Source organism: Bacteroidota bacterium, assembly GCA_016713925.1.
In the GTDB taxonomy this organism is placed as follows: Bacteria; Bacteroidota; Bacteroidia; order AKYH767-A; family OLB10; genus JAJTFW01.
In genome coordinates, this window is sequence record JADJOH010000002.1 from 528,292 (window position 1) to 541,879 (window position 13,588).

The 13,588-nt window shown below is 42.0% G+C and carries 12 protein-coding genes; 10 read left to right on the plus strand and 2 right to left on the minus strand.

What is annotated here, in order from left to right:
- The first annotated feature begins 63 nt into the window (after window positions 1-63).
- The 5 genes from serA to IPJ86_02255 all read left to right on the plus strand — a co-directional run bounded on the left by serA (window position 64) and on the right by IPJ86_02255 (window position 5,203).
- Window positions 64-1,290, plus strand: a complete 1,227-nt coding sequence (gene serA, locus IPJ86_02235; protein MBK7886144.1) for a phosphoglycerate dehydrogenase — start codon at window positions 64-66, stop codon at window positions 1,288-1,290.
- 113 nt (window positions 1,291-1,403) lie between these two features.
- Window positions 1,404-1,571, plus strand: coding sequence for a hypothetical protein (locus IPJ86_02240; protein ID MBK7886145.1), 168 nt, complete (start codon window positions 1,404-1,406; stop codon window positions 1,569-1,571).
- Window positions 1,572-2,277: 706 nt separating this feature from the next.
- A complete protein-coding gene (locus IPJ86_02245; GenBank protein ID MBK7886146.1) occupies window positions 2,278-2,568 on the plus strand; it encodes a transposase in 291 nt (96 codons plus the stop codon).
- A 572-nt stretch (window positions 2,569-3,140) separates the two neighbouring features.
- Entirely contained in the window at window positions 3,141-4,106 is a 966-nt protein-coding gene (locus IPJ86_02250; protein ID MBK7886147.1) for a DUF898 family protein, read from the plus strand.
- A 14-nt stretch (window positions 4,107-4,120) separates the two neighbouring features.
- Window positions 4,121-5,203 (plus strand): M48 family metallopeptidase, encoded by a 1,083-nt coding sequence (locus IPJ86_02255; GenBank protein MBK7886148.1) that lies wholly within the window; start codon window positions 4,121-4,123, stop codon window positions 5,201-5,203.
- A 462-nt stretch (window positions 5,204-5,665) separates the two neighbouring features.
- On the opposite strand, the gene IPJ86_02260 is transcribed toward IPJ86_02255, so the two are convergent.
- Both IPJ86_02260 and IPJ86_02265 read right to left on the minus strand, forming a co-directional pair.
- A complete protein-coding gene (locus IPJ86_02260) occupies window positions 5,666-7,189 on the minus strand; it encodes a T9SS type A sorting domain-containing protein (GenBank protein MBK7886149.1) in 1,524 nt (507 codons plus the stop codon).
- Between the two features lie 267 nt (window positions 7,190-7,456).
- Window positions 7,457-8,173 carry a pyridoxine 5'-phosphate synthase gene (locus IPJ86_02265; protein MBK7886150.1) on the minus strand — a complete coding sequence of 239 codons (717 nt, stop codon included), beginning with the start codon at window positions 8,171-8,173 and terminating at the stop codon, window positions 7,457-7,459.
- Window positions 8,174-8,299: 126 nt separating this feature from the next.
- Between IPJ86_02265 and IPJ86_02270 the strand changes: the two genes are divergently transcribed.
- From IPJ86_02270 to IPJ86_02290, 5 genes are all read left to right on the plus strand, one after another.
- Window positions 8,300-9,031 (plus strand): cbs domain containing protein, encoded by a 732-nt coding sequence (locus tag IPJ86_02270; protein MBK7886151.1) that lies wholly within the window; start codon window positions 8,300-8,302, stop codon window positions 9,029-9,031.
- Between the two features lie 61 nt (window positions 9,032-9,092).
- Window positions 9,093-10,499, plus strand: coding sequence for a hypothetical protein (locus IPJ86_02275; protein ID MBK7886152.1), 1,407 nt, complete (start codon window positions 9,093-9,095; stop codon window positions 10,497-10,499).
- 253 nt (window positions 10,500-10,752) lie between these two features.
- A complete protein-coding gene (locus IPJ86_02280; GenBank protein ID MBK7886153.1) occupies window positions 10,753-11,631 on the plus strand; it encodes an NAD kinase in 879 nt (292 codons plus the stop codon).
- Window positions 11,632-11,714: 83 nt separating this feature from the next.
- Entirely contained in the window at window positions 11,715-12,623 is a 909-nt protein-coding gene (locus IPJ86_02285; protein MBK7886154.1) for an outer membrane beta-barrel protein, read from the plus strand.
- A gap of 153 nt (window positions 12,624-12,776) precedes the next feature.
- On the plus strand, window positions 12,777-13,547 hold the full coding sequence (locus tag IPJ86_02290; protein MBK7886155.1) for a hypothetical protein: 771 nt from the start codon (window positions 12,777-12,779) through the stop codon (window positions 13,545-13,547).
- Window positions 13,548-13,588: the final 41 nt, after the last annotated feature.

Here is a 13,588-nt window from a genome sequence, read left to right on the forward strand (position 1 = left end):
ACCTGTTTAAAATTTTAAGCGGCACCTCCACTTTCATTCCTGCATAATTTCTAATCTTGCAGCATGAACACATCGTACCCCAAGGAAAAATTAAAAATTCTTTTACTGGAAAACATTCATCCTTCAGCAATTAAGTTGCTGAGAGATTCCGGCTATACCGATATTGAATCTATTAGCGGTTCCCTTTCCGAGAAAGAACTTTCTGATAAAATTTCAAAAGTGCATGTGGTGGGCACTCGTTCAAAAACGCAGTTGACGGAAACGGTGTTGAAGAATGCAGAACGGTTGATTGCCGTGGGCGCCTTTTGTATCGGAACCAATCAAATCAAAATGGATGAAGCCCGTAAGCAGGGTATTGCCGTTTTCAATTCACCGTTTTCGAATACACGTTCTGTTGCTGAACTCGTCATCGGTTTAGGCATTATGCTCATGCGTCGCGTTTTTGAAAAGGGTGAGGGTGCACATCATGGACTTTGGCTGAAGGAAAGTAAGGATTGCTACGAAGTACGCGGGAAGACACTCGGCATTATCGGCTATGGCCATATCGGTTCGCAGGTATCGGTGCTGGCTGAAGCACTTGGAATGAAAGTTTTATTTTATGACATCACCTCTAAGCTGGTGCTGGGAAATGCGCAAGCCAGCCGTTCCATTGATGATCTGCTAAAGAAATCGGATATAATCACGCTGCATGTCCCGGGTACTCCCGATACGAGGGATCTCATCAACGCAGCACGTCTTAAAAAGATGAAGCCGGGTGCAGTACTGGTGAATTTAAGTCGTGGAGATGTGATGGATGTCTGGGCGGTGAAAGATGCACTCGAGAAAAAACATCTCGGTGGACTTGCAGTAGACGTGTTCCCTGAAGAACCCAAGAGCAACAAAGATCTTTTTGCCTCCCCATTACAAGGATTGCCCAATGTGATTCTGACTCCGCATATCGGGGGCAGCACAGTAGAAGCGCAGGAGGCGATCGGTTTAGATGTCGCTGAAAAAATTATCGCCTTTATTGAGAGTGGCAGCAGTTCCGGGTCGCTGACTGTTCCGGAGATTAGTCTGCCGGTGTTGCATAACGCCCATCGTATTTTGCACGTTCACCGCAATGTACCGGGTGTGCTTTCGCAAATCAACGGGGTCCTCTCGAAAATGAAAGTAAATATCCTCGGACAATATTTGAAGACGAATGAGGAGATCGGCTATGTGGTGTTGGATATTGATAAGAAGAGCAGCACGAGGGTTATGGCGGAGTTGAAGAAGGTAAAACATACGATTCGCACACGGAGCCTGTATTAATTCAGAATTCAGAATTCAGAATTCAGAATTCAGAATTAGGATTTAGGAATGCAGAATTGGGAACCTGCCTGCCGGCAGCTACTGTTTGGACACAAATGTATTAAATTAGCCTTATGAAGAAACCAAATTATATAATTGATTTCGAAGGCGAACTGAGCGATAAAAGGTTAGAAGACAGGGCAAGAAAGGTTGTTTCAGCCTTAGTAATTTCTCGAACAAGTTCTGTTCACGGTAGCACGTTAACTGAAGCTGATCAAAAAGGGTTTTACGGTTTTGGATAATGAAAACGTTAGTGAGGCAGAGCTCATCAGTTCTCTAACGAAACGATGTAAAAGAAAGTTCAAGGAAAGATGTATTAGTAATTCAAGATAGTAGTTCTTATGGTTTAGGGCATCTAAAGGAAAGCATAGAAGAAGATAGCGGTTTAGGATTAGTTGGCAACAAAATGGGGTTAGGCTTTTTAACTCATATTGCTTGGTACTGATGCCCAAACTGAAGATTTGTTGGGCTTCCATGTACAATTATGGCATCGAAAAGAAGATAAGTCAAACAATACAACACGGATTTATAAGCAACAACCCATTGAAGAAAAGGAGTCCTATAAGTGGATAAAAGCGGTGAAAGCTCAAAAGCTATATTATCAGAAGCAGCAACAATCACATAATAGAAGATCGTGAAGGTGACATTTATGATCAGTTTTGCACTGTGCCGGATGACCGGACTGATTTAATAATTAGAAGCAAAGTGACAGGAAACTTGCAGATGGAAGTTCAATGGATGAAACCATTAAAAATCAAAGTCGCTCGGTCAATTATCCATTCCGATAATTAAAGATTTAAGAAAACAAAAGATTGCAAGGATAGCACAAGCCGAAATTAAAGTATGCAAAGTAGAGTTAGAACGACCACATGGGAAATATATTAACAAGGATTACCAAAGTCAAAAGAGTTATTTGTAGTAAATGTTCAGGAAAAAAGTAATGTAAAAATAAAGGATCCGATACACTGGCGAATTCTCACTACAATTGAAGTACGAACAGGTGAAGTGCAGAAAATCATTGAACGTTATAAACAAAGATGGTATATTGAACAGTTGTTTCGATTGACTAAGAAGCAAGGATTTAAAATAGAGCAAACCCAACTTAAAAATGGATGGGGTTTAGAAAACTCTATCTGTTGGTGTTGGCAGCTGCACAAAAGTGATGCAACTCACCTTGCATATGGAGGGAAAAGCCAGCCCATAACAAACCCTTCGAAGGGAAAAAAAAAAAAAGTTTGAAAAAAAAAGCAAAAAAAAAAAAAAATTAAACACAAACCAACCCCCTCTTTTCCCAAAGAATGGGCGTGGGGGGGATGGATAAAAGAAGATGGTTGGGTTGGGAAAGAAAATCAAATAAAAAAACACCCAGCCCCAAAATTAAAAAAAAAAGGAAAAAAAAAATTAAAAAAATTTGTGGGGGATGGGGATGGGTTTAATACCTTAAGTGTCCACGCTGCCGGCAGGCAGGTTGGGAATTGAGGACGATTTATGTAATGAAGAACTATGATTTTCGAGATAAATCCCTGGTTAATCTCTTTGAAGTTCCCTTCGAAGGCCTCATTGCAGTTTGATAATCTTATTTCCGGAAATTCACTGAGACAATCGTTGCATCTGGAATATACATTTATAGTCCGACAGGATCTAAAATTCATATAAAAAGTCTCCGGCATCTCAATTCCCAAATCTATCCCAATATCCAAATTCCAAAATTCGGGGGGGAGGGGGGCCTTGGGGGGGCAATTCTGAATTCTGCATTCTGAATTCTGAATTAAGTTCTATATTAGTTCCCAAATTCCTGATCACCCAACACTATGATTGAAACCACTACTTTCACAAACCAACGCGTCTACCCTCTTTCCTTCACCGGTAAAGGCAGCACCTATTTTGGAATTGCCATCGTCAATCTCTTGTTAACAGTCCTTACCCTGGGACTCTATTATCCCTGGGCAAAAGCGAGGGAGATGCAGTTCTTATATGGTGCAACTGAATTCGACAGTAGCCGCTTTGAATTTCATGGTACCGGGAAGGAGATGTTCAAAGGATTTATCAAGGCCATCCTCATCTTTACTATAATTTACGGGGGACTTGTTGCCGGCATTATCTACGAACAAATGGTCGCAGGACTCATCTGGTTTTATCTGGGTTTAATTTTCATCATCCCCTTAGCCATTCATGGAAGTTATAAATACCGGATGTCGAGAACCAGTTGGAGAGGGATTCGCTTCGGGTACCGCGGTGATAGAAATGAATTCATGATCTTGTTTTTTAAGGAGATGTTCTTCACGCTGATTTCGCTGGGCATTTACGGACCATGGATGGCCATCAACCTCCGCACCTATGTATTAAGCAACATACGTTTCGGCAATGCCTCCTTCAACTATAAAGGCAGCGGAGGTGAATATTTTTTACTGAATATCAAAGGCTATTTTTTCACCATCTTCACTTTGGGCATCTACATGTTCTGGTGGCAAAAAGAATTGTTCGCTTATTACATCGATCGACTGAGCCTGCAACATGGCGAAGATAAAATCAAATTGAAATCCATCGCTACCGGAGGAGATTTCTTCGCACTGATCATCGTCAACCTGCTCTTGCTCATTTTCACTCTGGGCATTGGTTTTCCATGGGTGGTTACCCGCACGATGAATTTCGTTTTTTCTAAAATTCAGGTAACGGGAGACATCGACACGGATAAACTGGTACAATCAGAAGGCGCATATACAGATGCCACAGGAGAGGATATGTCGGATATGCTCGACCTTGGTTTTGTCATTTGACCCTGACTTCGCCAATGAACTATCCTGCTCGCTTTTATAACGGCGTTAGTGCAAAAGCCTTCGAGGTGAATTGTTACCTGTCGGGGGCGACACAAGAACTCATTCTTGAAACAGAAGACGAGCAACAGCTTCACTTTTCTTTCCGTGAACTGCGCATCAATCACCGCGAAAAGGAATTCATACTGCTGGCCACCACCGGCACTACGCGTCGCATTATCGAGATCAGGAATGCACAATTCATTGAAGAATTTCTGCATCTCAACAGGATGAAAGAGGGGAATATCTGTTATCATCGTTTATTGAATGCCGGGTTAGCAGTGCATATCGGTATCGCATTGGGTGTACTTGCTTTTTGTGCCGGACTCTATTTTTATGTGGTACCGGCATTAGCGGAAAAGGCTGTCGATTATATTCCTTTAAGTGTAGATGAAAAACTGGGCGCAAGCTTCACCGCAGATGAACTCTTTACAGGAGAAAATGATTCGCTGCTCAGTGTCGAGCTCAACCGTTTCCTGCGGGAGATGGCACCCGAACTCGACTCACGGTATCGCATTACCGCCATTAGTGAGGATCAGGTCAATGCCTTTGCACTACCCGATGGAAGGATGATGATCTACACCGGCTTGCTCGAAAAAATGGATCAGCAGGAACAACTCGCGGCGGTGATGGCGCATGAAATAGCGCATGTCACCCACCGTCACTCCATGCGACTCCTATGCAGAAATCTTTCCGGCTATCTTTTGCTCACTCTCATCCTCAATGACGTGAACGGCCTCATGACCATCTTCATCGACAATGCCCATCAGCTACAAAATCTCAGTTACTCCCGTAAATTCGAAAGAGAAGCCGACCTGAGCGGACTTGCCTTACTCGAAAAACACCGCATCCAACCTAATGGAATGATCTCCTTATTCCGTATCCTCGAAAAAGAAAACGATATCTCGATTCCGGGCTGGATGAGCACCCATCCCGTTTCTTCCGAGCGTATAGACTATCTTCAACATAAAATAAAAACAGATCCCTATCACAGTGTTCAAAGAACTGATCTGGAAAAGAGATTTTTAAATATAAAAGAACTACTCACAAATTACAATTAATGAATTGTTGAATTGATGAGTTGTTGAATGTTTTGAAGTGTTTAGAATTCTTTTGTTAAGAAAAATCCTCCGTGATCCTTAGTGCTTAGTGCCTTAGTGGTTAAAAAGGAAAATTCCTTCGAAGACGACGATCGTCATTCACCTAAAATCAATTAATTTTTTTCGGGAACATGAATATTTTCAAATTAAAAGCATTGCTATTCGTCGCAATCTGAGGTTTGAATTTACAGATATAATTTGAAAAAACCGAATGCTCAATGCTATTTTGATAGGCCGCAGATTTGTTAAGATTATTATGATTTATTATGACATTGCCCTGCGACCCCCGCCCATCTTAGCGACCCCGCGCCTGCCTGCCGGCTGGTAGGGTAATCTGTCCAGACAGGGTTGATAAAAAAGCGAGCAGCTAGCAGCAAGAAGCAAGCAGCAAAAAATACTATTGGCACCTAAATCTCTACTCACCTAAAATTTGACTAACTTAGACGAAACACTTTCCGAATCAGTAATAAGATTGACCAGATAAACTCCATTCGCCACCGCATTCATCGGTATCTCTCCCGTCACATACCCTCCCGCTATCACTTCCACCATTTTCTCGTACACCAATCTCCCTTCCATATCATACAACCGCAAACCCCCTGTTCTCCCTTTGAGTTTGGAGGCGTTGATGTGAATCATATTCCACTCGCTATTGTACCATGCTTGAAAAAACGCTTGCTTTGGGGGTTCAAGATCTTGAACCCCTACAGCAAGCGTATCGCAAGGCGAGCCCACCCATGCACCGAGTTCGTAATCGGGGTTGTTGGGGAGGCCGTAATATGTTCTGGCACCACCGAGGTATAAACTAAAGGGTTGAAAATCGCAGGCGAGGCCGAGTGAATCGGGTTGATTGATTACGGAGAGGTGAGTGTTGATTGTAGTGTAAAATGTATCCGTATAAATAAATGAATTTAATTCATCTGCAGCGGCTAAATAAATTTTTCCATCGGGAGCCAATTTCAGATCAGCAATTCCTTCGGTAGAAGTTATAAAATTATGTATAACGGTTTTACTATTTATTATAGAAGAAGCTTGTAAGTCAAACTGAAGCAGTTTTGAAGGTATACTATCTATCGCCGAATTTTCACTGACATATAGCTTACTTCCATCAGGTGAAAAGGAACTTGAAATATAGTAATAATTAACTTGAGGGCCGTTTTCAACTTCTACGGTTTCCCAAAGTGAAATAACTCCTGAACAGCGATCAAAATTGTACAATTGTATTAAATTGGCAAACGAAACATTCGCAAAATGATCACCATTCGGACTAAAAATTAAATGACCTAACCCTGTAGAATGACTTTGTCCTACAAATTGCTCAGAGTTTAAACTAATTCCTGTGCTATCCACTAAATAAACATAAAAATTATTATAACTCGGGACTCCATTTGAGCCATCCCATCTTTGATACAATAGCCACCAATCTCTACCGTTGCCATGTTGAACTGCCATAAGAGCATCAAAGGCCGGATAATTATTAACAGGTGCATTTTTTTGGATAATGGCCCCTGAATCACTATTCGCACTTAAGTCAATCAAAGTATAAAACAATCCGAAAGGACAACTGGAAGTAACGCAACAACTAAATAGATACAATAAACTATCCGAGCCGGGTACAGGCAGAAATAGTCTTTCGTGATACCAACCACTTCCGTAAATTAAATCACCATTTGACATTTGCTGGTGATACAAATTCCATACTTTTCCGTTTACAGGAATAAAAAAATCACTTCTAGATGAATATGCCTTTAATCCAATAGCATTACTTATCGAAGCAGCACCTCGTAACATTTTCATTGATGATTTAAAATTACTTGTAGAGCCATTATTAAATTCAATACCACAACTATCGCCGAACACCCAAAAATTGTTATTGTATTGAGCGAATGTCTTCTCACTCCCAACAACCGCAGTAATCAACAACAAAGTGCAAAGGAATTTTTTCATCACAATAAAATTACGGAAAAATTATGAAAACAATCTAGAGTCTCAATTAATATTTTGCAAAGTGAATTTGTTTCAAAATAGAAATCATCATTTGGGTGTCGCGCAGATCCCGATAGCTATCGGGAGCAGAGCCGCAGAGTTTTTGAGAGGCGCAGTATACTAAATTCTATTAATCATTTTTACAGCCCCAAAAAAAGCGAGCAGCCAGAAGCAAGCAGCCAGAAGCAAAAATGCTATTACAACTATAATCTACACGAACCGCAAATTTTAATCTTCCAAACACGCTTTATACAACCTCACCGTTTCCTCCAATCCAAAATACAAAGCATCACTGATTAACGCATGACCAATACTTACTTCAAGGAGGAAAGGAATGAGGCGATGGAAATAAGCAAGATTTTCAAGGTTTAAATCATGACCGGCGTTTAATCCTAAGCCGACCGCATGCGCAGCCTGTGCAGCTTCGAGATATGGAAGAATCACCAGTGATGGATCTTCTGCAAAACCCGAGGCGTAAGCTTCTGTATACAATTCCACACGATCAGTACCGGTCGTTGCCGCCGCTTCCACCATCCCGGCAGAAGGATCGACAAATAAACTGACCCGACAACCGATGGATTTGAAAAAAGAGACCACATCTCTCAAAAAAGATTGATGTGTGATCATGTCCCAGCCGGCATTGGACGTCAACACACCGGGCGGATCCGGCACCAATGTCACTTGTTCCGGACGAATATCATCTATCAGCTTCATAAAATCCATGGATGGATAACCTTCAATATTGAACTCGGTGGTAACTACCTTTTTCAAGTTATACACATCGCTGTACCTGATATGTCGTTCATCGGGTCGCGGATGTATGGTAATACCATCAGCACCAAACTTTTGAATATCTATTGCGGCCTGAACTAAATCAGGGATATTTCCTCCACGCGCATTTCGGAGGGTAGCAATTTTGTTGATGTTAACGCTTAGCTTTGTCACGGTGATGCAAGATTAATAAGTAATTCGCATTTAATTAAAGTTCGGCACATTCTTTTCTACTACTATCGCAACAAATAATCTGTAAGGTTGTTGTAAGGAACAGGAACAAACATAAAAATAATGACAATGAAAGATCTTCTTATGTTTGCGCCAAACTTTACGGAAACCGACACCGTTATACCCGAAACAATTAACATGTTTGCAGCCCGACTCATCTCCGACAATGTCCCCCCGCTGAAACCCGGCGATACGTGTGGACGCGCTCTTACCTGGATGGATGAGCTAAGAGTCAATGCTTTACCTGTGATAAAAGGGAGGGAATATTTGGGTCTGGTCTATAAATCAGGTGTAAACAATCCCGCTATTGCACATCAAACGATTGATGAGGCGGAATTAAAACTGCACAAGGTTTTTGTTTTCGAAAACCAACATGTTTATGATCTTACGAAAGTAGCTTCTCTGTACAAGCTCGACCTCGTACCTGTTCTGAATAATGACCAGGAATATCTGGGTCTGGTTACCGTAAATGATCTTGTCTCCTATTTCGCAGAAAGCAAGAGTGTCTATACACCCGGTGGAATTATCATCCTTGACCTGGCATTGGCCGATTATTCCATGACGCATATTGCTCAGGTCATTGAATCAGACGACGCGCATATCTTAAGTGCATCCGTTTCTGCTACTCCCGACCCTGCCCGAATTGAATTGACCATCAAAATTGATAAAGTAGATTTGAGCCGAATTCTCGCTTCTTTCTACCGCCTCGATTATCATATCATCGCTTCCTACCATCAAAGTGAACATTCCGAAGACTTAAAAACCCGGTACGAATCACTGATGAATTATCTCAACATCTGATCGTTGGTTAATTTTTCAAGTCGCTGACTGCTGCTAATTTCTTTTCATTTTCTTCGCACCTATGCTCCGCTATCTCCTGCTCCTTTTAATTTCCTTTACGACCTGCCTTTCCTATTCGCAGGAATTAAAAGATAGCCTGAGTCTTCAGCCATCCATCATTGACCGGATTATCATCACCGGAAACCGAAAAACGCGTCCCTTTATCATTAACAGGGAATTGACTTTTCATGAGGGAGATAGTCTGCCTCCATTTATTCTGGAATCAGCCATTGAAAGAAGCCGCCAGAACCTGATGAATACCGCGCTCTTCAACTTTGTCGAGATAAAATACTTCCAGGGATTAGCGAACACCGTTGTAGTACACATCAATTTAACGGAGCGTTGGTACCTCTGGCCCTCCCCGGTATTTGAGATTGCCGACAGGAACATCAACGAGTGGTGGGTAAGAAAAGATTTTTCACGTACGAACTACGGGATGTTCATCCGTCAGGAAAATTTTAGCGGAAGAGATGATATTGCACAGGTACAAGCGCTTTTCGGTTATACGCGAAGGTTAGGCTTATACTATACCATCCCGTACATCAATAAAAAGCTCAACGTCGGACTTTCTGCCGGATTCTATTCGACCCGGGTAAAGGAAGTAGCCTATAGCACCATCGACAACAAGTTGCAGTTCTACAAAGATCCTGACCGCTTTCTTCGTCAGGAAATGCAGGCATTTATACGCCTAACCAAACGCCAGGGCCTCTATAATTTCTACAATACAACTATCGATTACCGTACTTCACGCGTGGAAGACACTGTACTGGTGCTGAACGATCGTTACTTCACAGATTATTTTCCGCGGCAGCAGCATATCGGCATCAGTTGGTATTATCGCTATGATAACAGAGACTATCAACCGTATGCCCTCAACGGAATTCTATATGAACTGGAAGTCTCCAAAATCGGCTTAGGCATACTTCCACACGAGCCCAATCTCATTGCTATTGCGAGTGGTGTCAGAAAATATTTTCCGATCGCGAAACGCTGGCATGGTGGTGTGGCCATAAAGGGACGCATTATGCAACGGGAAGGCGCACCATTTTTCAATCAGCGGGCATTGGGGTATGGCGGAGATTACATCAGGGGATATGATTTATATGTCATGAATGGTCAGGACTTCGCATTGTTCCGTTCTAATTTCAAATACACCTTGCTTCCTACTAAAGTATATCAATTTCCGTTTCTTAAATCGGATAAGTTTCGTCGCTTTCCGATCTCGGCTTATCTGAATGCTTTCTTCGATGCAGGTTATGTTTCTGATAAGCAGTTTGGAAATACGAATAAACTGAGCAATGAATGGCAGTACGGATATGGGTTAAGTTTAGATGTAGTTACCTACTATGATATTGTTTTCCGTTTTGAATATGCGTTTAACCGTGTAGGTGATAGCGGACTTTTTTTCCGGATGGGAACGGTCTTTTAGCTGAATAAAATTTTTAAGTGCTATTAGAAACTTTCCTTTTTAACCACTGAGACACTAAGGTCACTGAGGAACACTGAGGAACAAGAATAGGATTTTTACTTTAACTAAATACCCTATTAACTTTAAACCTTGAACTTTAAACTTTGAACCATGAAGCAGAATCGCGAAAAGCGATACGCTTCATGGGAGCCCTTTAAACCTTAAACTTGTTCTTTGAACTGCGTTCAAAGAACAATTCACTACTTTCGTGGTAATGAAAATTGCCCTATACGCCCGTCAGGTTGCTCCCGAACACTTTCCTTTTGTGAGGGAATTAATGAAGGAATTGGGGCGATATAAGTGCCAATTGTTCATTTATCAGCCGTTTTTGCATCGAATTAAGTCGTTGGGGAGTGATATTCCTGAAAATACGCCGTTTAATTCGGGTTCAGAGATCAGGGGGCAGGTGGATTTTTTGTTTAGCCTTGGTGGAGATGGGACTATTTTGGATACACTGACTTTGGTGCAGGATTCGGGGATACCGGTACTGGGAATTAACATTGGTCGACTGGGATTTCTGACGAGTATTGGTACAGAAGATATCGGCAGTGCTTTGGAAGCATTGGTAAAAGGTCATTTTTCGCTGGATAAGCGGCGTTTACTGCGTCTCGAATCGAATAGAAACCTCTTTGGAGGGATTAATTATGCCCTGAATGAGCTCACGATCCATAAAAAGGATAGTTCGAGCATGATTATTATTAATACTTATCTCAACGGGGAATATCTGAATTCCTATTGGGCGGATGGATTGATTATCTCCACTCCAACCGGCTCAACAGGATACTCCCTGAGCTGCGGAGGACCAATTGTTGCCCCTTATTCCGGTAATTTTGTCATCACGCCAATTGCCCCGCATAACCTCAATGTCCGCCCGATAGTAGTGTCAGATCAGAATGTTATCTCGCTGGAGGTAGAAGGACGAAGTCAGTATTTCCTGGCTTCCCTCGATTCAAGATCTGTGACAATTGATTCAGCCATATCCCTGGCCGTGAGACGCGAAGACTTCACCATGAACCTCGTCCGGCTGGGAAATACCAACTTCCTGGACACCCTTCGAAAGAAATTAAATTGGGGTCTTGACACAAGAAACTAAGCCACTCACCAAATCGTACACAATAAATATGCTTGGATAAAAAGGAAAATATTATTTTTGTCCAAAGGCCTCACCCAACCAACATGAAGAAACACCTACTTATTTGCCTCATTTTCCTCACCGCGTTCAGTTCTGTGAGCGAAGCTCAGCGTCTTCGAGCCCGATGGAAAGCCTACCGCTATGAATGGAGTTTCGGTATCGGAGCCAGTAATTTTTTAGGAGAATTAGGAGGCGCCAATGCCATTGGGACTAACGGTTTCAAGGATCTGGAATTTAGTCTGACCAGACCTGCCCTATCACTGGGATTGCGTTACAAACTCACCCCCATCTTCTCTTTGCATTCTCACCTGACTTACGGACATATAAAAGGGGATGATAAATTGACGAAGGAGTTTTTCAGGAACAATAGAAACCTCAATTTCAAATCGAATATCTACGAGTTCAATGTAAATTTTGAAGCGGCCCTCTTATCACAGCGGGAAGGTGGAATCTACCGTTTACGTGGTGTCAGAAGGTCTACTTCCTTTGAAGGATCATTGTATGGATTTGTGGGAATAGGTGTTTTCCATTTTAATCCAAAAGGTGAATTGAACGATAAATGGTATGAACTTCAGCCACTTGGAACTGAAGGACAAGGAATTTCTCCTGCACGTGATAAATATAAACGCACCCAGGTTTGTATTCCACTGGGAATCGGTGGTCGCTATTTCTTTAACAGGAGATGGGGTGTAGGTTTTGAGTTTGGTATCAGAAAGACATTTACGGATTATATTGACGACGTAAGCAAAACGTATTATGACAAAGAAGCTATTCGTCAAAAATATGGTACTGAAGCAGCTCTATTATCAGATAAATCACTGGGCTTAAGTGAGATACAAACTCAGGAAGGACAACAGCGCGGCGATCCCCGTGACAATGATGCATATATGTTCGCTATCATTAGCCTTCACTATAAAATTCGTACCGGCCGTACTAACTTCCCTATATTCTGATCATTTTTACCTTTGTGGGCTTAACCGGAATCTCCTCCGGGCAATTATTATAGATAATCCCACGTTTTGCAGATGATTATGAAGCGGACAATATCGCTATTTCTTATTCTAAGTGCTTGTTGGCCAATCATTAGCCAGTCGCAATCACGCGAGATGGGAATTATGTTTGGAGTGATGGGATACAAAGGTGATCTGGATCCCAATATGTATGATACCCGTTTTGTGGATCCTGCGATCGGAATTTTATACAGACGGTCTTACAGTAATCACTGGGCATTCAAGGCAGCATTTAACTATGGGCATGTTCGTGCCAGCGATGAAGAAGCTGAAGATTTTGACAGCAGAAACAGAAACCTCAATTTTCGCTCCCGTATCATCGAACTATCCGGACAATTTGAATTCAATTTCTTTCCGTACCAAACAGCGAGTCCATATACCACAATGAGTCCGTATTTGCTCTGTGGGTTATCCGTCTTTCACTTTAACCCTAAAGCGGAGATCGATGACGAATGGGTAGAATTACAACCACTCGGAACGGAGGGACAGGGAACAGATCTCTATCCTGACCGTGATCCTTATAAAAGAATAAATGCCGCTTTCGTTTTTGGAGGAGGTATGAAATTCAAGTTGATGCGCCGTTTTGGGGTGACAATAGAGTCAGGTGTGCGACGTACTTACACGGATTATCTCGATGATGTAAGTAGCACCTATGCCGACCCCCTGGCCATCAGGAGAGAATACGGTAAAACCGCAGAATTTTTAAGTGACCGCTCTCTCAACCAGGCACCCGGAGGAAATATCGGACGACAGAGAGGGGACACCAAACACCGTGACTGGTATGTATTTACGGGGATTCAAATCACCTATACTTTATCAAAAAAATACATCGATAATTGCCAGCCTTTCAGAATAAAACTCTGGTAGTTTCGTTAATGAGCAGTTAATATCCTTTCGGGGGCGAATAA